This is a genomic window from Neoroseomonas lacus (assembly GCF_014644535.1).
Classification (GTDB): Bacteria; Pseudomonadota; Alphaproteobacteria; order Acetobacterales; family Acetobacteraceae; genus Neoroseomonas; species Neoroseomonas lacus.
Genome location: NZ_BMKW01000012.1, coordinates 104,147 through 122,711 on the forward strand (window position 1 = coordinate 104,147; position 18,565 = coordinate 122,711).

Below are 18,565 nucleotides of genomic sequence, written 5' to 3' on the forward strand. Positions count from 1 at the left end.
ATGATGATCCGCATCCTCGCCTTGCTGGCCATCCTCGTGCTCGGCCTCGGCGCCGTGCCGGCGATGGCGCAGGGTACGACGGCATCGCCGTCGCTCGCCGACGAACGCGCCGTGCAGGCGCTGCTGCGCGGCGAGACCGTGCATGGCCGCATCACTATCCCCGACCAGCGCGCCGCCAACCTGATCCAGCCGGAGGGGCGCAAATGGCGCGAATTCCACAATGTGACGCTGGCCTGGGTGGGCGGGATCGCGGTGCTGGGCATGCTGGCGCTGCTGTCCGTGTTCTTCCTGGTGCGCGGGCGCATCCCGATCGAGGGCGGGCGTTCCGGCCGCACGATCCTGCGCTTCAACGCCTTCGAGCGTGCCAATCACTGGATGGTGGCGTCCTGCTTCATCGTGCTGGCGCTGTCGGGTCTCAACCTCACCTTCGGCCGGCATGTCCTCCTGCCGCTGATGGGGCCGGAAGCCTTCACAGAGGTCAGCCACTGGGGCAAGTACGCGCACAACTTCCTCGCCTTTCCGTTCACGCTCGGCCTGGTGCTGATGCTGCTGATCTGGGTGAAGGACAACATCCCGAACGGCACCGACATCCGCTGGCTGAAGGCCGGCGGTGGCCTCGTTGGTCATGGCGAACCTGACAGCGGCCGCTTCAATGCCGGGCAGAAGGGAATCTTCTGGATCACCGTGCTCGGCGGCGCGGCGGTGGCGGTCACCGGCTACATGCTGATCTTCCCCTTCGTCTTCACCGATGTGACCGGCATGCAGCTCAGCCACATGATCCACAGCATCACCGCGGTGCTGCTGATCGCGGTCATGTTGGCGCATATCTACATCGGCACGCTCGGCATGGATGGTGCGGTCGAGGCGATGACGACTGGCCAGGTGGACCTCAATTGGGCGAAGCAGCACCACAACCTCTGGGTCGCGGAGGAACTGGCCAAGGGGCGCGCCGCCACCCCGCCGGACACCGCCAAGGCGGCCGGCGCCGATTGACCGCGCGCCGCCGGGGACGCACATGGGACGGGCGCATGGCGATAGTCATGCGCCCGTCGCATTTCGGGGAGCGGACGTGACACGCATCATCGGCCTCGCCGGCTGGAGCGGGGCGGGCAAGACGACCTTGATGGTGAAGCTGCTGCCCTGCCTGATCGGGCGCGGGCTCGCCGTCTCCACGCTCAAGCACGCGCATCACCGCTTCGATGTGGATGTGCCGGGCAAGGATTCCTGGGAACACCGAAAGGCTGGCGCGCAGCAGGTGATGGTCGCCTCCGGCGCGCGCTGGGCGCTGATGACGGAACTGCGCACCGCGCGCGAGCCGACGCTGCCGGAACTGGTCGCGCGGATGGACCCGGCCGACCTCATCATCGTCGAAGGCTTCAAGCGCGACGCGCATCCGAAGATCGAGGTGCATCGCGCCGCCAACGCCAAGCCCTGGATGCGGCCGGAGATGCCGGGGATCGTCGCCGTCGCTGCCGATGTCGCCGCACCCTACGACCTGCCCTGCGCGCATCTGGACGACATCGAGGCGATCGCCGCGCTGGTGCTCGCCCATGCGCAGCCGGTCGACGCCGTCGCTTGGACGCAGCGGCAGGAGGCCTGAGTGGCGCAGCTCAGTGACGACTGCTTCGCCTTTGGCGGCGCACTGATGTCGGTGGAACAGGCGCAGGCGCTGATCGCCGAGCGCATCCCGCCGGCCGAGGGCGAGGCGATGGTGGCGCTGACCGCCGCCCGTGGCCGGGTGCTGGCGCGCGACCTCGTCGCCGAGACCCCGCTGCCGCCCTTCACCAATGCCGCTGTGGATGGCTGGGCGTTTCGCCATGCCGATCTGCGGCCGGGCGCACCGACGCGGCTGCTCGAGGCCGGCCGGGTGGCCGCCGGGCATCTTGCCGCGCGTCCGGTGGCGGCGGGGGAGGCGATGCGCGTCTTCACCGGCGCGCCCATGCCGCCCGGCGCCGATAGCTGCGTGATGCAGGAAGACGTGACGCGCGATGGCCCCGCCATCCTGGTGCCGCCCGGCCTCAAGCCGGGGGCCAATGCGCGGCCGGCCGGCGAGGACGTCCCGCGTGGCACGGTGGCATTGCCCGCCGGACGGCTCATCGGCCCGGCCGAGGCGGGGCTCGCCGCGGCGCTCGGCCAGGCGGTGGTGGCGGTGCGGCGACTGCCGCGCGTCGGCGTGTTCTCGACCGGCGACGAATTGGCCGAACCCGGCGGCGCCTTGGGCCCGGCGCAGACCTTCGACAGCAATCGCTTCACGCTGCTGGCGCTGCTTGGCGGGCTGCCCTGCGTGGCGAGCGATCTCGGCATCCTGCCGGATGATCCGGCGCGCACCGCCGCGGCGCTGGCCGAGGCCGCGAAGAGCCACGACCTGCTGCTCACCAGCGGCGGCGTCTCGACGGGCGAGGAGGACCATGTCCGTGCCGCCATCGAGGCCAGCGGTCGCCTCGTGTTCTGGCGCCTGGCGGTGAAGCCGGGGCGGCCGGCGGCGATGGGGGTGGTCGCCGGCACACCGGTCATTGGCCTGCCCGGCAACCCGGTGGCGGCGGTGGTGTGCTTCCTGCACCTCGCGCGGCCGCTGCTGCTGCGCCTGGCGGGCGCGGAGGACCGGCCGATGCCGCGCTTCGCGGTGACGGCCGATTTCGCCTATCGCAAGAAGGCCGGGCGGCGGGAATATGTGCGCGTCACGCTGGCCACCGAGGCCGGTGAGACGATCGCGCGCAATTTCCCGCGCGAGGGGGCCGGGTTGCTTTCCTCGCTGACGCAGTCGGACGGCTTTGCCGAATTGCCCGAGGAAGTGATCGCCGTCGCCCCCGGCGACCGCCTGCTGGTGATGCCCTTCGCCGGGATGCTGTAGTGGATGCGGCGACGTCGGGGCTTCTGCTGTGGGTTCTCGCGGCGGTGCTGCTGCGGCGCGATCTGCGTGGGGTTTACCGACGGCTGCGCTGGCGACGTGCCGTCGCGCGGATCACCTTCCTGCCAACGGAGACAGGACCTTCCTGGCGGATCGACTTCACGCTGCCGGACGGCGCGCCGGTCAGTGTCGTGACCCGGGACCTGCGCATGATCGCGCGACGCGAGCAGCCGGGACCGGTCAGGTTGCTCTACGATCCTGCCGCGCCAAGCCGCATGGAAATGCCGGGCCGGCCTGGCCTTGGCAGCGTGGTCGGTGTGGCGCTGGCTGTGCTCGGCATCGCGCAGGTGCTGCGCTGACGCCCGGGCGTCAGATGCGCGCGCCGGTGGTCGTGAAGGCGACCGCGGCAGTGCGCTGGAATTCGGTGTCGAGGACATAGGCGGCGCCGATCGCGACGATGATGGCGACGACGATGCCCGACAGCATGGCTTTCATGGAGGCGTTTCCTTCAACGGCCGCTCATCTGTCTATGGTGGGCCGGTCCGCCGAAAGCAACAGCGGCAGCAGGCGTTCCGCCTCGGCAAGGTCCTCGGGCGCATTGGCGTTGAAGAAGGGGTCGATCGGCGTGGTCGGCCAGTCGGCATGGGTGCAGCCGTAGCGGGCGGTCCAGCGGTCGATCCTGCGCTCCCCGGCGAGGAGTGCCGCGCGCAGTTCCATATGCAGCGCGACGGGCCACAGCCCGACCGGCGGGTGTGTCTGGCCGTCCGATCGCGCGCAGGCCAGTGGCACGCCGGCAGCGGCGCGCACGGCATGCAGCCGCGCCACCAGGTCATGCGGGATGAAGGGGGCATCGCCGGGGGTGGACACGACCCAGTCGAGCTCCGGTCGATGCGTCACGCACCATTCCAGAGCGGCGAGGATGCCCGCCAGCGGCCCCGGATGATCTGGCAGCCCATCCGCCACCACCGGCAGGCCATAGGCGTCGAAGCGCGCCGCGTTGCCATTGGCGTTCAGCACCGTCGCGGCAACCTGCGGGGCGAGCCGGCCAAGCGCGTGGTCGAGCATCGGCCGGCCGCCGAGCATGCGCAGTGGCTTGTCGCCGCCGCCCATTCGTCGTGCCAGCCCGCCGGCGAGGATGCAGCCCAGCGTGTCACGACGCATCATCGCCGGCCGCCATCGCTTCGGCGCTGTTCTTGCGCCAGTGTTTCGCGGATTCCTCTTCGACGTAGGCTAGGTCGGCATCGAAGACGATGCGCTCGGTGCCGGCCAGGGCGACGAAGCGACGACCCTTGCAGCGGCCAATCAGGGTGAGGCCGGCTTCCTTCGCCAGCTCCACGCCCCAGGCGGTGAAGCCTGACCGCGAGACCAGGATCGGGATGCCCATGCGCACGGTCTTGATGACCATCTCCGAGGTCAGCCGGCCGGTCGTGTAGAAGATCTTGTCGTCCGGCGTTTCGCGCTCGCGGAACATCCAGCCGGCGATCTTGTCCACCGCATTGTGGCGGCCGACATCTTCCATGTAGACGACCGGCTGGTCGCGCAGGCACAGCGCGCAGCCATGGATGGCGCCGGCTTCGAGATACAGCGTCGGCAGCGTGTTGATCCGGTGCAGCAGGCGATACAGCCAGGAGGTGCGCAGCTCGGCCTTGGGCAGCGACACCTGCGCGAAGCCTTCCATCAGGTCGCCGAAGGCGGTGCCCTGGGCGCAGCCGGAGGTCAGCGTCTTCTTGCGCAGCTTCTCCTCGAAATCGGTGCGTTCCGGCGTTCGGACGATGACCACGCCGAGGTCGTCGTCGTAGTCGACGCCTGTCACCACCGCATCGGGCTTCAGCATGCCCTGGTTCAGCAGGTAGCCGAGGGCGAGATCCTCCGGCCGGTCGCCGATCGTCATCATGGTGACGATCTCCTGCCCGTTGAGGAACAGCGTCATCGGCCGTTCGACGGTGACGGCGGTCTCGATCGGCGCGCCGGTGTGGTCGATGCCGGTGACGCGGCGCGTCAGGCGCGGGTCAGCGGGATTCGGCTTGACGCGGAGAAGGTCAGACATGGGGTGGAGATGGGCCGCCGCGGCGAGGGCCGCAAGTTCGGTGCGTCGCCACTCACTCTGCCAGGGCGATGCCCCGGCCGGCGAAGAACCGCGCGAAATCGGCCACCGGCAGCCGCGCGTCGGCTTGCGAGGCAGGCGTGTCGCCTGACGGATTGTTGAAGCGCAGCGTGCCGCCCTCGGCACCGAAGACCAGCACCAGGTGGCCGCCCCGCGACGGCGCTTCCGCCCCCGCGCGGCGGATCGCCGGATGCACCGAGGCGATGAACATCCCGCCGCCCTGGAGCATCGCAGGGATGGCCTCGGCGGGCACATCGACGCGCACCGTGGCAGGCAGGCGCGCCACCTCTCGCAACCAGGCTGCGGCCGGCGCGTAGATCAGGCCGCGGATATCGCCATCCGGCTGCAGGACATAGCCGCCGCGATGCGTCAGCTCGCGCGCAAGGTCGATCGCGCGCGGCGGCGCGATGCCCCGCGCGGCGAGTGCCATGCGCAGGCAGGCGACGCCGCACAGATGCTCGGCCCAGCGTTGGTAATCCGCCGCCCCCGCCGCGCCAGAACGCGGCCAGAGTGGGTCATCCGCCGCGCGCAGCGTGCCGGCGATGATTTCGGCGATGCGCCCGACGGATTCCCATTGCCCGAAGAAGGGTGGGATCACCGCGGGCCCTGCGCGCGCCCGCGCCTCCAGACATCGTCGGGAACCGTCCAGTTCGCCGCGTTGCGCAGCTCCTTCGCCAGGCCGGCGGCCATCCCCTCGAAGATTGCCTTGCCCTTTTCCGCGGTCGCCGCACGCGGGTCGCCACGCACGCCGGTGACCGGCGCGCGCTCGGAGAAGGACCAGAAGCGCGACGACACAGGATTGCCGGCCGGTGCATCTGAGGAGACGGTGTTGGCGATCTCCTCCATGCGAACCTGGGCGGGGTCGAGATGCAGCCACAGGCTCGTCTCGCCCTCACAGGCATGCTGGATGCCCGTCTGCGCGGTCAGCGCGGCGGTGATCTCGCCGGGCGCGACCTTGGTGATCGTCGTCGTCAGCACGGGGATGCCGAATTCATGGGCGAGTTCGCGCGCCGAGACGGCGAGCGCGTCGATATTCCCGCCATGGCTGTTGAACAGCATGACGCGGGAAAAGCCGTCGGCCAACAGCGACTTCACGATGCCGCGCAGCACCGCGGCGAAGGTCGCGTAGTCGAGGCTGATGGTGCCGCCGAACGGGAAGTGATGTTCCGACATCCCCAGCCACATCGGCGGCAGCACCACCGCCGGCAGGTCGGCGCAGAGTTCGGCGGCACGCACCGAGACGGCGTGGCCGATGAAGCTGTCAGTCCAGACCGGCAGATGCGGGCCGTGCTGTTCGAGGGCTGCGACCGGCACGATGACGACGGCATCGCGTGCGGCGAGCGCGCGGAGTTCGGGCGCGGTCAGGCGCTCCCAGCGGTGCTCGGCCATCTCAGCCCCTTCCCATGGCGTAGAATTCGGCATTGGGGCGCAGGTTGGTGACATTCGCCAGGCGGTTCGACATGCCGAAGAAGGCGGCGATGGCGGCGATATCCCAGATCGCCTCGTCATCGAAGCCGGCCTGGCGCAGCGCCTCGTGGTCCGCGTCGTTCACCTCATTGGCGCGCAGCGTCACCTTGATGGCGAAGTCGAGCATCGCCTTCTGCTTGTCCGTGATGTCGGCCTTGCGCCAATTGGCGGCGATCTGGTCGGCGATCAGCGTGTTCTTCGCGCGGATGCGCAGAATGGCGCCATGCGCGACGACGCAATACTGGCACTGGTTCAGCGATGAGACGGCGACGACGATCATCTCGCGTTCCGCCTTGGTGACACCCTCGGCCTTGTCCATCAGCGTATCGTGATAGGCCATGAAGGCGCGGAACTCGGCCGGCCGATGCGCGAGCATCAGGAAGACATTGGGGATGAAGCCCGACTTCTCCTGCACCGTCAGGACGCGGCTGCGGATGTCTTCCGGCAGGTCGTTGATGTCGGGGATCGGGGTGCGTGCGATGGGCTTGTTCGTCATGGGGCGGACGATGCCGCCAGCCGGTGGCCTCAGTCCAGCCCCAGCAGGCCCCGCGCGTAATCGTGTGCCGCGAAGGGGCGCAGATCCTCCGCCTTTTCGCCGACGCCCACGACGTGCACCGGCAGGCCGAATTCCTGTGCCAGCGCGACGACGACGCCGCCCTTGGCCGAGCCGTCAAGCTTGGTGACGGCGAGGCCGGTGACGTCCACCATATCGCCGAACACCTTCACCTGCTGCACCGCGTTCTGGCCGGTGGTGGCGTCGAGCACCAGCAGCACGGAATGCGGCGCCGTCTCATCGACGCGGCGGATGATGCGGATCACCTTGCGCAGTTCTTCCATCAGCGCGGTCTTGTTGTGCAGCCGCCCGGCGGTATCGACGAGCAGCACGTCGAGCCCTTCGGCCCGCGCCGTCGTCAGCGCGTCGAAGGCGAGGCCGGCCGCATCGGCGCCGGGCTTGGCAGGCGGGAAGAAGCGCGCGCCGGTGCGTTCGGCCCAGACCTGGAGCTGTTCGACCGCGGCGGCACGGAAGGTGTCGCCGGCGACGAAGCCGGCCTTCAGCCCGTCATCGCGATACTGCTTGCCGAGCTTGGCGATCGTCGTCGTCTTGCCGGTGCCGTTGACGCCGACCACGAGCACGACATGCGGCGCACGGGCGGGCTCGATCACCAGCGGCCGGGCGACGGGGCCGAGGATGGCAGCGATCTCGTCGGCCAGCGTCGCCTTCACCTCCTCGTCGGTGACTTCCTTGCCGAAGCGGGTCTTGCGGAAGCCCTCGACGATGCGGCGCGAGGCGGCGACGCCAAGATCGGCGGCGATCAGGGTTTCCTCAAGTTCCTCCAGCGCCGCCTCATCCAGCTTCCGCTTGGTGAAGATGCCGGTGACGCTGTCGGTGAGCTTCGCGGTGGAGCGCGCCAGGCCGGCCTTGAGGCGGGAGAACCAGCCGCCCTTCGCGGCCGGTTCCCTGGCTTGCGGGGGTGGCGCCTCGGCGGGCGGCAATGGCGATGGCGGCGGCAGTTCGACCGGCGGCGCTTCTACCGGGGGTTCGCGGAAGGGCGGGGGCGTCTCCGCCGGGGCATCGGGGACCGGGTCCTCGACCGGGGACGGCGGTGCGGCGGGAGGCTCTGGCGGGCGCGGCGGTGCCTCGGGTGGCGGGGCCGGCTGGGGCGGGTTGTCGCGCTCCGGCGGTTCGGGTGGCTCGCTGGGCTGGGTCGGATCGCTGCCGCGCAGGCGCGTCCAGAGGTCGCGCAGCGCCATCAGGCGGCCTCCGCCAGCAGGGCGTCGGCGGTGGCGCCGGAGACGCGCAGGCGGCGGATCTCGCCGGGCTGGGCGATGCCGCGTGACAGACGCAGCGGAGCGAAATGTTCCGTGTGGCCACGGTCGGCATGTTCGAAGAGCACGGCTTCCTCCTGTCCGATGCGCGCGGTGAACAGCCGCACGGCTGCCCGGGCCCCGGCCTCCCGCAGCCGAGCGGCGCGTTCGCGACGCAGCGGCACCGGCAGTTGCGGCATGCGCGCAGCGGGGGTGTCGGGACGTTCGGAATAGGGAAACACATGCAGGAAGGAGAGGTTGCAGGCCTCGACGAGGGACAGGGTCTCGGCGAAATGCGCCTCGGTCTCGGTGGGGAAGCCGGCGATCAGGTCGGCGCCGAACACCATGTCGGGGCGCAGACGGCGGGCGCGCTCGGCCATGGCGATGGCATCGGCGCGCAGATGCCGCCGCTTCATGCGCTTGAGGATGAGGTCGGCGCCATGCTGCAGCGAGAGATGCAGATGCGGCATCAGCCGCGGTTCCTCGGCGATCAGGCGCCAGAGGTCGTCATCGACCTCCACCGGGTCCAGCGAGGAGAGCCGCAGGCGCGGCAGGTCCGGCACCAGGGCGAGCAGGCGGCGGACCATCTGCCCGAGGCTCGGCCGGCCCGGCAGGTCGGGGCCGTAGGAGGTGATGTCGACGCCGGTCAGCACCACCTCGCGATAGCCGGCGGCGACCAGGGCGCGCACCTGTTCGACGATCACGCCGATCGGCACCGAGCGCGACGGCCCGCGCCCGAAGGGGATGACGCAGAAGGTGCAGCGATGGTCGCAGCCCTGCTGCACCTGCACGAAGGCGCGGGCGCGGCCGGCGAATTCGGTGACGAGATGCGCGGCGGTCTCGGTCGCCGCCATGATGTCGCTGACCGGGGCAGGGGGGGCGTCGAGGGCCGCCCAGGTCTCGGGCTTCAGCTTGTCGGCATTGCCGATGACGCGCTCGACGCCGGGGATGGCGGCCCACTTCTCGGGGGCGATCTGCGCGGCGCAGCCGGTGACGATGATGCGCGCGCCGGGATTGTCCCGATGGGCACGGCGGATCGCCTGGCGGGCCTGGCGTTCGGCCTCGGCGGTGACGGCGCAGGTGTTCACCACGATGGCGCCGGAATGGCCGGCCTTCGCTGCGTCGCCCGCCAGGGCGCGGGACGCCAGGTCGCGCATCGCCTCGGATTCATAGGTGTTGAGGCGGCAGCCGAAGGTCAGCACGCTGACGGCTTCGGCCGTCCGATCCCCGCTGCCGCTGCCCAGGGGAGCTGCCTGGTCGTCGGGCGTCGGGGTCATGACGCGTAGGCGCCGAGGTCGAGCGTGCCGGAGAAGGCAGTGGCGACCGGGCCGGTCATCAGCACATGGCCGTCCGATTCCCGCCATTCCATGATGAGGTCGCCGCCCGGCATGGTGACGGTGGCGCGTCGTCCGGTCAGGCCACGACGGACGGCGTTCACGATGCCGGCGCAGGCGCCCGAGCCGCAGGCCAAGGTCAGCCCCGCGCCGCGTTCCCAGATAACGAGCCGCATGCGGTCCGGGGCGAGGATCTGCGCGAAGCCGATATTGGCGCGTTCCGGGAAGATCGGGTCGTGTTCGAGCCTGGGGCCGATCTCGCTCAGCGGGATGGCGTCGAGGTCATCGACGAAGAATGTCGCATGCGGGTTGCCCATGGAGCAGGCCGCCGGGTCGGCGACCGGGCCGAGGGCGAGCGGTACATGCAGCGTGTCCACTGCCCGGGCCAGCGGGACCTCCTGCCAGCCGAGCCGGGCCGGGCCCATATCCGCCCGCCACAGCCCGCCGGGCAGACGTTCGACCGGCAATGCACCGGCGATGGTGCGTACCACCACGCGGTCGGCGCCGCGCTCATCGGCGACCAGCGAGGCGATGCAGCGCGTCGCATTGCCGCAGGCCTCGGCCTCCGAGCCATCCGGGTTGCGGATGCGCATGAAGACATCCGCGCCGGGCGGCGGCGGCTCCAGCACGATGAACTGGTCGCAGCCGATGCCGAAATGCCGGTCGGCGATGGCGGCGGCGCGGGCCGGGGTGACCGGCAGCGCGGCGGCGCGCGCATCCACCACGACGAAGTCGTTGCCGAGGCCGTGCATCTTGCGGAAGGGAACCATGATGGCCCCGATATAGGCCGTGCCGCCGCCGCCGGGTACCCGCCCTCGCAACAAGGCTGCCCATCTTCCTGACGCCGCCTGCCCGCCCCGTACGGCGCCGTCGTCCGGGTGGGCGTGCTTCGATACCGCGTGTGCGCCGGGCCTCCACCCCCACGGAACATCCCCGCGCGGCATGCCGGCCTGGTCAGCCGTTCAGCAGCCGGTCGATCTCCGCCTGGGCGAGGTCGGGGCCGGCGGCGGCCGCCTCGTCCACCGTCTGCTCGTGGCCCAGGATTTCGAGCTTGGCGACGGGTGCTTCGCCCTCGGCGGGGCTGGCGCCGCCCGGCATCAGACCTTCCAGCATCGTTTCGACATGCTGGAGCTGCTTGATGGCGCGGCGGATGCGCTGCCCGGTCAGGTCCTGGAACGAGCAGGCCTGAAAAATGTCGTTCACCCGCTGTGTCAGGGCGGCGATCGATTCCGTATCCTGCGCCCCACCATCGAGCCAGGTCTGGATGGCTTCGGCCGCTTCGAGGATGGTGTCGGCGGCCGATTCCGTGGCTTGCACCACAGCTTCCAGTTCCAGCCCTGAATTGCGGGCGCCGGAGGCCGGGATGGCGATCAGCCTGGCGACCTGGGCGTGGACCTCGCTCAGCCGGGCGGTGATCGCCTCCTCGCTCATGCCCATGAGTTGGACGGAGGCGGAGACCTCCGCGCTCAATTCGGCGATGCGGCGGTCCATGAAGGCGCGCAGCGAGGCGAAATGCGGGGCGAGTGCCTCATCGAGGGCCGCTGGCGGCAAGGCGGTGGCGATGTCCAAGGGCGTGGGCCTTCCGTCACGGCATCGGAAAGCCCCTAGGAAACACCACAACCATGAAGGTCTCGTTGCCGTGACGGAGGGGTTGCGGTGGCCGGGGGCTCGGCGTATACGCCCGCCTCCCGCGTCGTGGCCCGATGGACATGCCCGGCCGGGAACACGCGTCCCCGTCGCATGGTGCGGCGGAGCAGGGCGCGCCGACCCCGACAGGAGGGCCAAATGTCCAAGATGAAGACGAAGTCGAGCGTTAAGAAGCGCTTCCGACTGACCGCCACCGGCAAGGTCAAGGCCGGCGCCGGCAACAAGCGCCACATGCTGACCGCCAAGACCACCACCATGAAGCGCCAGAACCGCGGCATGTTCGTCCTTGCGAAGCAGGACGGCGATACCGTGAAGCAGTGGCTGCCCTATGGGCTGGACCGGTAAGGAAGGGGCGCAGCAATGGCTCGTGTAAAGCGGGGCGTAACGAAGCACGCCCGTCACAAGAAGGTCCTCAAGCTCGCCGAGGGCTATGTTGGCCGTTCCTCCACCGCCTATCGCCCCGCGCTCGAGCGGGTCGAGAAGGCGCTGCAGTATGCGTACCGCGACCGTCGCAACAAGAAGCGCGAGTTCCGCGGTCTATGGATCCAGCGCATCAATGCCGCGGTCCGTGAGCATGACCTGACCTATTCCCGCTTCATGGCCGGCATCAAGGCCGCGGGGATCGAGATCGACCGCAAGGTGATGGCGGCGCTCGCCTTCGACGAACCGGCGGCCTTCGCGGCGCTGGTCGAGCAGGCGAAGGCGAAGCTCGCCTGATTGCCTTGGCTCGGGGGGTTCCCCCGGGCCACTTCAGCGTTTAGCAGAGGGCCGCTTCCCGGCGACGGGATGCGGCCCTTCGTGCTTTCTGGACATGGTGCCAATGACTGACGACCTCGCTTCCCTGCAGGCCGAGACCGAAGCCGCCCTGGCCGCCGCCATTGACCTGCGAGCGCTCGACGCCGTGCGCGTCGGCGTCATGGGCAAGTCCGGCAGCCTGTCCGGGCTGCTCAAGGGGCTCGGCGCCGTGCCCGCCGAGCAGCGCAAGGAGCGCGGCGCCGCACTCAACCGCCTGAAGGGCAGCATCGAGGCCGCCATCGAGGCGCGCCGCGTGGTGCTCGACGCCGCAGCGCTGGATGCCCGCCTCGCTGCCGAGCGGCTCGACATCACCCTGCCGCCGCGCCCCTTCGCCCCCGGCACAGCCGCCGAGGGCGGCATCCATCCCATCGCCCGCACCATGGAGGAACTGACCGCCTTATTCGGCGCGATGGGCTTCAAGGTCGCCGAAGGGCCGGACATCGAGGGCGACTGGTTCAATTTCGGCGCGCTCAACATCCCCGACCACCATCCGGCGCGGCAGGATCACGACACCTTCTACCTGCCCGAGGTGAACGGCCGCCGTCCCGTGCTGCGCACCCATACGAGCCCCGTGCAGATCCGCACGATGATCGCGCAGGAGCCGCCGATCCGCGTCATCGTCCCCGGCCGCACCTATCGCGCCGACCACGACGCGACGCATTCGCCGATGTTCCACCAGGTCGAAGGCCTGGTGATCGACCGCGGCATCACCCTCGGCCACCTCAAGGGCTGCCTGATCGACTTCCTGCGCGCCTTCTTCGGCATCAGTGACCTGCCGGTGCGCTTCCGGTCGTCCTACTTCCCCTTCACAGAGCCGAGCATGGAAGTCGACATCGGCTGGTCGCGGAAGACCGGCGAACTCGGCAAGGGCGGGGATTGGCTGGAAATCCTCGGCTCCGGCATGGTGCACCCGAAGGTGCTGGCCAATTGCGGCATCGACCCGCGCGAGTGGCAGGGCTTCGCCTTCGGCATGGGGATCGAGCGCATCACCATGCTCAAGCACGGCATCCCGGACCTGCGGCCGTTCTACGAGGCGGATGTGCGCTGGCTGCGTCATTACGCGGCCGATCCGCTGGCGCCGGCGACGTTGCATGAAGGCGTCTGACGGGTCGGGGGAAAGTATTCCCCCGAACCCCCCTTCTATTTTTGTCTGTTGGACTGGTGCGCCGGGCCATGCGCGATTGAACGATCGCCGCATGCTGCGCCCGGCGCCAAGTATTGGTTTCCAAAGGCCCTTAGGCCTTTGGTGGGGTGGCTTGGAGGGGCAAGGCCCCTCCAACCTTCAACTCTCACGAATGAGCCCGCCGCGATGAAGTTCACCCTGTCCTGGCTGCGCGACCATCTCGACACCGAGGCCGGCGTCGATGAGATCGCCCGCACCCTCAACGCCATCGGCCTCGAAGTCGAAGGCATCGAGGATCGCGGTGCCGCGCTTGCCACCTTCCGCATCGCCCGCGTCATCGAGGCCACCCAGCACCCGAACGCCGACCGCCTGCGCCAGCTGCGCGTCGATATCGGTGATGGCGTCGAACGCTCCGTCGTCTGCGGCGCGCCCAATGCGCGCACCGGGCTGGTGGGCGTCGCCGCTTTGCCGGGCGAGTTCGTCCCCGGCACCGGCGTCACGCTCAAGGTCGGCGAGATCCGCGGCGTGAAGTCCGAGGCGATGATGCTCTCGGCGCGCGAGATGGGCCTGGGCGACGACCATTCGGGCATCGTGGACCTGCCGGCGGATGCGCCGATCGGCGCATCCTACGTGAAGTGGGCCGGCCTCGACGACCCGATCATCGAGATCAGCGTCACGCCGAACCGTGGCGATGCGCTCTCGGTGCGCGGCATCGCGCGGGACCTGGCGGCGGCGGGGCTCGGCACGCTGAAGCCGTGGTCCGCACCGCCGGTGCCGGCGACGTACGAGGCGCCGCTGAACTGGAAGATCGAGGACCCGCGCGCCTGTCTCCATGTACTGGGGCGCGCTGTGCGTGGCGTGAAGAACGGGCCGTCCCCGCAATGGCTGCAGGACCGGCTGACGGCGATCGGCTTGCGGCCGATCAGCGCGCTGGTGGACATCACCAACCTCTTCACCTTCGACCTCGGCCGCCCGCTGCATGTCTTCGACGTGGCGAAGGTGAAGGGCACGAACCTCACCATGCGCATGGCGCGCGAGGGCGAGACGCTCGTCGCGCTGAACGGCAAGGATTACGTGCTGACCGCCGAGGATGGTGTGATCGCGGATGAGGCCGGGGCGGAGGCGCTCGGCGGCGTCATCGGCGGCATGCCATCGGGTTGTGACGAGGCGACGACCGAATGCTTCATCGAATGCGCGCTGTTCGACCCGGTGCGCATCGCGCTGTCGGGTCGGCGGCATGATGTGCGCACCGATGCGCGGTCGCGCTTCGAACGTGGCGTCGATCCGGCCTTCCTGCGCGACGGGCTGGAAGCGGCGACGCGGCTGATCATCGAACTGTGCGGCGGCGAGGCCAGCGAGATCAGCGAAGCCGGCGCCGAACCCGCCTGGAAGCGCAGCGCCACGCTGCGGTTTGAACGCGTCGCGACCTATGGCGGGCTCGACCTGCCGACGGATGAGGCGATGGGGCGGCTGGAACGCCTTGGCTTCGCGGTGCAAGCGCGCGATGCGGCGAGCGTCACGGTCGCCGTCCCGTCCTGGCGCAATGACGTGGCGTCGGATCTGTCCGCGTATCACGCGGGTGGTGGTGCGCTGACGCAGTATGAGGGGCTGGACCGCGCCCGGGCGGCCAAGGCCGCCGAGGGCTGCGCCGCCATCGAGCCCGAGGCGGACCTGGTCGAGGAAGTGCTGCGCCTGGGCGGACTGGATGCGGTGCCGGCGGTGTCGCTGCCGGCGCTGGCCGTCATTCCGCCGCCGGCCTTCACCGCGAAGCAGTCGCGCGCGGCGTTGACGAGGCGTGTGCTCGCGGCGCGCGGCATGCTCGAGGGCGTAACCTTCGCTTTCATGGAAGCGAAGACCGCGGCGATGTTCGGTGCCACGCCCGATGCGCTGCGCCTGGTCAACCCGATCGCCGCCGATCTCGACCAGATGCGCCCGACGCCGGTCGCCTCGCTGCTGCTGGCAGCCTCGCGCAATGCGGCGCGCGGCTTCGGCGATGTGGCTTTGTGCGAACTCGGCGCCGCCTACCGCGACGTGACGCCGGAAGGCCAGGCGGCCGTTGCCGCCGGCGTGCGGCACGGGTCCACGCCGCGCATGTGGAACACCCCCGCGCGCGGCGTCGATGCGATGGATGCGAAGGGCGACGCCATCGCGGTGCTCGCTGCGCTCGGCGTGCCGATGGCGGCGTTGCAGGTGACGGCGGATGCGCCGGGCTTCTACCACCCCGGCCGTTCGGGCGTGGTGCGGCAGGGGCCGAAGGTGGTGCTCGCCACCTTCGGCGAAGTGCATCCGACGGTGCTGGCGGCACTCGACCTGCCGGGGCCAGCGGTGGCGTTCGAGGTGCTTCTCGACGCCGTGCCGGAACCCAAGCGCCGCAAGAAGGGCGCGCCGGACCTGCCGGCATTCCAGCCGCTGCGCCGCGACTTCGCCTTCCTGGTGGATGACACCGTTGCCGCCGAGGCGCTGCTGCGTGCCGCGCGCGGCGCGGACAAGGCGCTGATCAGCGATGTCTCGCTGTTCGACCGCTACCAGGGCAAGGGCGTGCCGGACGGCCAGGTCAGCCTGGCCATCCAGGTCACCATCCAGCCGCGCGAGGCTACGCTGACGGACGTGCAGATCGAGGCCGTGGCCGATCGCGTCGTCGCCGCCGTCGCCAAGGCGACCGGGGCGGTATTGCGGGCATGACCGCCCTCGCCGCCGCCAAGCGCCTGCATATGGCGTTGCTGGCGGTGGCGATCGTGCTGGTGCTGTCGGTGTGGTTCGCGGGAACGGTCGCGGTGCCGGGGCTGATCGCGCAGGGGATCATCACACCCGGGCATGCGGCCTGGCTGACCGCCTGCGTGCAACTAGGCTTCGTGGTGGGGACGCTGGTCAGCGCGCTGCTGTCGCTGGCCGACCGCATCGAGCCGCGCCGGCTGTTCCTCTCCTGCGCGCTGCTGGCCGCTGCGGCGACGCTGGCGCAGACGCAGGTGGCGCCGGCGGGGACGGCCGCGCTGGCGTTGCGGGTGGTCGCCGGGGCGGCGATGGCGGGCGTCTATCCCGTTGGGATGAAGCTGGCTGCCTCCTGGGCGAAGGGCGATCTCGGCTTGCTGATTGGGTTGGTGGTGGGGGCGCTGACCCTGGGCTCGGCGCTGCCGCACCTGCTGCCGGCGATCGTGGATTCGCTGGACTGGCGCGGCGCCTATGCCGGGGCAGGGGGGCTGGCGGTGCTGGGCGCGTTGCTGATCCTGCCGTTCCGGCCAGGGCCGCTGCTCGGTGCACGGCCGCCTTTTCACCCGGGACAGGCGCTGGAGGCGTGGCGGAACCGCGGGCTGCGCCTCGCCAATCTCGGTTATCTCGGCCACATGTGGGAGCTCTATGCCATGTGGGCCTGGATCGGGGTGTTCCTGGCCGGGGTGCTGGGGCGGCCGCAGGTTGGCGCCTGGGTGTTCGGCGTGGTGGCGGCCGGGGCGGCCGGCTGCGTGCTGGCGGGTTGGGCGGCGGACCGGTGGAACCGCGCGAAGGTCGCGGCCGCCTGCATGGTGGTCTCCGGCGCCTGCGCGCTGCTGATCGGGCCGGCCTCGGCCTGGCCGGCGCTGGGGCTGGGGCTCGCCTTCCTGTGGGGCTTCTCGGTGGTGGCGGATTCGGCGCAGTTCTCGGCCTGCGTCGTCAGTCTCTCGCCGCCCGACTATGTCGGGACCATGCTGACGGTGCAGACCTCGCTGGGCTTCCTGCTGACGGCAGTGGTGATCGGCGTGCTGCCCCATGCCATGGCGGCGCTGGGGGTGGGCGGGGCTTTCGCGCTGCTCGGCATCGGGCCGCTGCTGGGTGCGGTCGCCATGTGGCGGTTGGCGCCGCTGCTGCCTCACTCGCCCTCGCCGGGATAGGTCCGGCCGTGCCGGCCGCCGCCCGCTCACCCTGGCGGGAGATGCCGGAGATCAGCGTCGTGCGGGTTGGGCGCGCGGGGCCGCAGGCGCCAGGAAGGCGGCGATCGGGCCATTGCCGCGGATCACCGTCTCCCCCGCCGCGACGAGCAGGTCCACCTCCTCCCGCGACAGGCCGAGGCTGGTCGGGATCGACCGCAGCCTCTCTCTCGTGTGGGCGTCCGGTACGTCCGCCAGCGACACATGCGCCAGTAGGCCCTGCACGTCGTCACAGGCATGGCCTTCGATGACCGCACCCTGCTGACAGCGCCGTTCGCGTTGGCGGCTCACCAGGCGGTCCACCTCGAAGGCGGCGACGGTGAGTGTTTCGAGGTTGTAGTTGTCGATCTGCGCGCCGGAGACGGCGTCGAAGACCTGGATCACCCCGTTCACCATGCGTTGCCGCGACAGCGCCGGATCGGTGGCGGATTGACCGTCCACACTGATCATCAGGAACCGCCGCAATGGCATCGTGCGAGCGGTGAATTCGGGCGTGTCCGTGCCGCCGAGCGCGGCGAAGTTCAGCGTCGCCCGCAAAGCGAGATTGTCGGAGATGCCGCCGTCGAGAAGGTGGACCCAAGGCGTGCGTTCTGGGTCCGCCGCGCGGGCGACGATCTCGAGCAGCCGCCGCCGGTTGAATTCCGCCAGCATGGGCATCATCGAGAGGTTCACCGGCAGCGGCGCATCGCAGTTTGGCCCGCGATGGTTGGTCAGGGTGATGGGCGTGAACAGCAGCGGGAAGCCATTGGACGCCGCGACCGCCCGTGCCACCGAGAAGCGGGCGAGGTCGGAGCAGATCACGTCGAACGTATGGGGCAGGAAAGGAAAGGCGAAGCCGGTCGCGAGGTCCGTCGCGTTGATCGACAAGCGCGGTCGGCCGCGGGCGATCAGGTCCCGGAAGGTGGCGCCGTGGAACATCAGCCGGTCATAGACCCCGGTCATGCGGTCGTTGGTGCCGACATAGGGGTCGATCAGCCAGCCCCATTGCCAGGGCAGGAAGTAGGTGCCCCAGACATAGTCGAAGAAGTTGCGGTAGAGGAATGCCTCGGGGAAGGTCTCGAAAGACTGTTTGCCATACAGCGCGTAATGCGCCGCGGTGAAGCTGCCACCCGAGACGCCGGCCAGTTGGTCGACCTCCTCCAACAGGTTGGAGGGCGGGCCGCCGAGGCTGACCGGCACATCCCGCATCGCGCGCAATGCGCCATGCGCGAAGGCCGCCGAACGCTTGCCGCCACCGGAGAAAGCCACCAGCACAAGCAGGTCCGCCCGGCCGGAACTCGCATTGATCTCCGCCAGCCCATACCCGTCATTGCGGGCGCCGCGGGGCAGAGGTGGATTGATGCCGCGGTCGGGGTTGACGCAGCCCAGCAGGGCGAGCAGCGCCAGCAGCGCGCCGAGACCCTTCACCCGCGACGATGTCCGCCCGTGACAGGTCGGCGCCAGGCTGCCGCCAGCCTGCCGATGTCGGTCCGCCATGAACATCCCCTTGCGTCGAACCGCTATCGTCTTGGTGTCCGGCGCGGATGTCTACCGGAAGTCGGG

20 protein-coding genes are annotated in these 18,565 nt (G+C 70.1%); 9 read left to right on the forward strand and 11 right to left on the reverse strand.

The genetic code is table 11. The features are described from left to right. From IEY36_RS22575 to IEY36_RS22590, 4 genes are all read left to right on the forward strand, one after another. Positions 1-993, forward strand: a complete 993-nt coding sequence (locus tag IEY36_RS22575) for a formate dehydrogenase subunit gamma (RefSeq protein WP_188971116.1) — start codon at positions 1-3, stop codon at positions 991-993. A gap of 76 nt (positions 994-1,069) precedes the next feature. Then, positions 1,070-1,600, forward strand: coding sequence for a molybdopterin-guanine dinucleotide biosynthesis protein B (mobB, locus tag IEY36_RS22580; RefSeq protein WP_268238173.1), 531 nt, complete (start codon positions 1,070-1,072; stop codon positions 1,598-1,600). Continuing rightward, entirely contained in the window at positions 1,601-2,851 is a 1,251-nt protein-coding gene (locus IEY36_RS22585) for a molybdopterin molybdotransferase MoeA (protein WP_188971120.1), read from the forward strand. Beyond that, complete coding sequence (locus IEY36_RS22590) at positions 2,851-3,207, forward strand: hypothetical protein (protein WP_188971122.1); 357 nt, start codon at positions 2,851-2,853, stop codon at positions 3,205-3,207. Before IEY36_RS22585 ends, IEY36_RS22590 begins: the two co-directional genes overlap by 1 nt. Positions 3,208-3,217: 10 nt before the next feature. On the opposite strand, the gene IEY36_RS31140 is transcribed toward IEY36_RS22590, so the two are convergent. The 10 genes from IEY36_RS31140 to IEY36_RS22635 all read right to left on the reverse strand — a co-directional run bounded on the left by IEY36_RS31140 (position 3,218) and on the right by IEY36_RS22635 (position 11,128). Further along, positions 3,218-3,343, reverse strand: a complete 126-nt coding sequence (locus IEY36_RS31140) for a hypothetical protein (RefSeq protein WP_268238174.1) — start codon at positions 3,341-3,343, stop codon at positions 3,218-3,220. A 24-nt stretch (positions 3,344-3,367) separates the two neighbouring features. Then, entirely contained in the window at positions 3,368-4,012 is a 645-nt protein-coding gene (gene mobA / locus IEY36_RS22595) for a molybdenum cofactor guanylyltransferase MobA (protein WP_308423196.1), read from the reverse strand. Then, entirely contained in the window at positions 3,999-4,895 is an 897-nt protein-coding gene (fdhD, locus tag IEY36_RS22600; protein WP_188971124.1) for a formate dehydrogenase accessory sulfurtransferase FdhD, read from the reverse strand. The genes mobA and fdhD overlap by 14 nt, the downstream gene beginning before the upstream one ends. A gap of 52 nt (positions 4,896-4,947) precedes the next feature. Further along, positions 4,948-5,550 (reverse strand): hypothetical protein, encoded by a 603-nt coding sequence (locus tag IEY36_RS22605; protein ID WP_188971126.1) that lies wholly within the window; start codon positions 5,548-5,550, stop codon positions 4,948-4,950. Further along, positions 5,547-6,341 carry a creatininase family protein gene (locus IEY36_RS22610; protein WP_188971128.1) on the reverse strand — a complete coding sequence of 265 codons (795 nt, stop codon included), beginning with the start codon at positions 6,339-6,341 and terminating at the stop codon, positions 5,547-5,549. The genes IEY36_RS22605 and IEY36_RS22610 overlap by 4 nt, the downstream gene beginning before the upstream one ends. 1 nt (position 6,342) lies before the next feature. After that, a complete protein-coding gene (locus tag IEY36_RS22615) occupies positions 6,343-6,915 on the reverse strand; it encodes a peroxidase-related enzyme (RefSeq protein ID WP_188971130.1) in 573 nt (190 codons plus the stop codon). 29 nt (positions 6,916-6,944) lie between these two features. Then, a complete protein-coding gene (ftsY, locus tag IEY36_RS22620) occupies positions 6,945-7,913 on the reverse strand; it encodes a signal recognition particle-docking protein FtsY (protein ID WP_308423197.1) in 969 nt (322 codons plus the stop codon). Positions 7,914-8,170: 257 nt separating this feature from the next. Next, the gene (mtaB, locus tag IEY36_RS22625) at positions 8,171-9,502 is read right to left on the reverse strand and encodes a tRNA (N(6)-L-threonylcarbamoyladenosine(37)-C(2))-methylthiotransferase MtaB (RefSeq protein WP_188971134.1); all 1,332 of its coding nucleotides are present in this window, start codon (positions 9,500-9,502) and stop codon (positions 8,171-8,173) included. Further along, entirely contained in the window at positions 9,499-10,329 is an 831-nt protein-coding gene (dapF, locus tag IEY36_RS22630; protein WP_456307057.1) for a diaminopimelate epimerase, read from the reverse strand. Before dapF ends, mtaB begins: the two co-directional genes overlap by 4 nt. Positions 10,330-10,513: 184 nt before the next feature. Further along, positions 10,514-11,128: a protein phosphatase CheZ gene (locus tag IEY36_RS22635; protein WP_188971136.1), complete on the reverse strand. Its 615-nt coding sequence runs from the start codon at positions 11,126-11,128 to the stop codon at positions 10,514-10,516. A 216-nt stretch (positions 11,129-11,344) separates the two neighbouring features. Here IEY36_RS22635 and rpmI point away from each other — a divergent pair, with 216 nt between their 5' ends. From rpmI to IEY36_RS22660, 5 genes are all read left to right on the forward strand, one after another. Beyond that, positions 11,345-11,551, forward strand: a complete 207-nt coding sequence (gene rpmI, locus IEY36_RS22640) for a 50S ribosomal protein L35 (RefSeq protein WP_188971138.1) — start codon at positions 11,345-11,347, stop codon at positions 11,549-11,551. Positions 11,552-11,566: 15 nt separating this feature from the next. Continuing rightward, positions 11,567-11,923, forward strand: a complete 357-nt coding sequence (rplT, locus tag IEY36_RS22645) for a 50S ribosomal protein L20 (protein WP_188971140.1) — start codon at positions 11,567-11,569, stop codon at positions 11,921-11,923. Between the two features lie 103 nt (positions 11,924-12,026). Then, positions 12,027-13,106, forward strand: a complete 1,080-nt coding sequence (gene pheS, locus IEY36_RS22650) for a phenylalanine--tRNA ligase subunit alpha (RefSeq protein ID WP_188971142.1) — start codon at positions 12,027-12,029, stop codon at positions 13,104-13,106. A 204-nt stretch (positions 13,107-13,310) separates the two neighbouring features. After that, complete coding sequence (gene pheT / locus IEY36_RS22655) at positions 13,311-15,806, forward strand: phenylalanine--tRNA ligase subunit beta (protein WP_188971144.1); 2,496 nt, start codon at positions 13,311-13,313, stop codon at positions 15,804-15,806. Beyond that, positions 15,803-16,987: an MFS transporter gene (locus IEY36_RS22660; protein ID WP_188971146.1), complete on the forward strand. Its 1,185-nt coding sequence runs from the start codon at positions 15,803-15,805 to the stop codon at positions 16,985-16,987. The genes pheT and IEY36_RS22660 overlap by 4 nt, the downstream gene beginning before the upstream one ends. A gap of 51 nt (positions 16,988-17,038) precedes the next feature. Here IEY36_RS22660 and IEY36_RS22665 read toward each other — a convergent pair whose 3' ends face one another. Then, positions 17,039-18,499, reverse strand: coding sequence for a patatin-like phospholipase family protein (locus IEY36_RS22665; RefSeq protein ID WP_188971148.1), 1,461 nt, complete (start codon positions 18,497-18,499; stop codon positions 17,039-17,041). Positions 18,500-18,565: the final 66 nt, after the last annotated feature.

What these genes read in the sequence shown, in the direction of transcription:
- IEY36_RS22615 (WP_188971130.1), bottom strand. Translation starts at nt 6,915, where the DNA reads ATGACGAACAAGCCCATCGCACGCACCCCGATCCCCGACATCAACGAC.
- dapF (WP_456307057.1), bottom strand. Translation starts at nt 10,329, where the DNA reads ATGGTTCCCTTCCGCAAGATGCACGGCCTCGGCAACGACTTCGTCGTG.
- pheT (WP_188971144.1), top strand. Translation starts at nt 13,311, where the DNA reads ATGAAGTTCACCCTGTCCTGGCTGCGCGACCATCTCGACACCGAGGCC.
- pheS (WP_188971142.1), top strand. Translation starts at nt 12,027, where the DNA reads ATGACTGACGACCTCGCTTCCCTGCAGGCCGAGACCGAAGCCGCCCTG.
- mtaB (WP_188971134.1), bottom strand. Translation starts at nt 9,502, where the DNA reads ATGACCCCGACGCCCGACGACCAGGCAGCTCCCCTGGGCAGCGGCAGC.
- fdhD (WP_188971124.1), bottom strand. Translation starts at nt 4,895, where the DNA reads ATGTCTGACCTTCTCCGCGTCAAGCCGAATCCCGCTGACCCGCGCCTG.
- IEY36_RS22665 (WP_188971148.1), bottom strand. Translation starts at nt 18,499, where the DNA reads ATGGCGGACCGACATCGGCAGGCTGGCGGCAGCCTGGCGCCGACCTGT.
- IEY36_RS22575 (WP_188971116.1), top strand. Translation starts at nt 1, where the DNA reads ATGATGATCCGCATCCTCGCCTTGCTGGCCATCCTCGTGCTCGGCCTC.
- IEY36_RS22660 (WP_188971146.1), top strand. Translation starts at nt 15,803, where the DNA reads ATGACCGCCCTCGCCGCCGCCAAGCGCCTGCATATGGCGTTGCTGGCG.
- rpmI (WP_188971138.1), top strand. Translation starts at nt 11,345, where the DNA reads ATGTCCAAGATGAAGACGAAGTCGAGCGTTAAGAAGCGCTTCCGACTG.
- mobA (WP_308423196.1), bottom strand. Translation starts at nt 4,012, where the DNA reads ATGATGCGTCGTGACACGCTGGGCTGCATCCTCGCCGGCGGGCTGGCA.
- IEY36_RS31140 (WP_268238174.1), bottom strand. Translation starts at nt 3,343, where the DNA reads ATGAAAGCCATGCTGTCGGGCATCGTCGTCGCCATCATCGTCGCGATC.
- IEY36_RS22610 (WP_188971128.1), bottom strand. Translation starts at nt 6,341, where the DNA reads ATGGCCGAGCACCGCTGGGAGCGCCTGACCGCGCCCGAACTCCGCGCG.
- rplT (WP_188971140.1), top strand. Translation starts at nt 11,567, where the DNA reads ATGGCTCGTGTAAAGCGGGGCGTAACGAAGCACGCCCGTCACAAGAAG.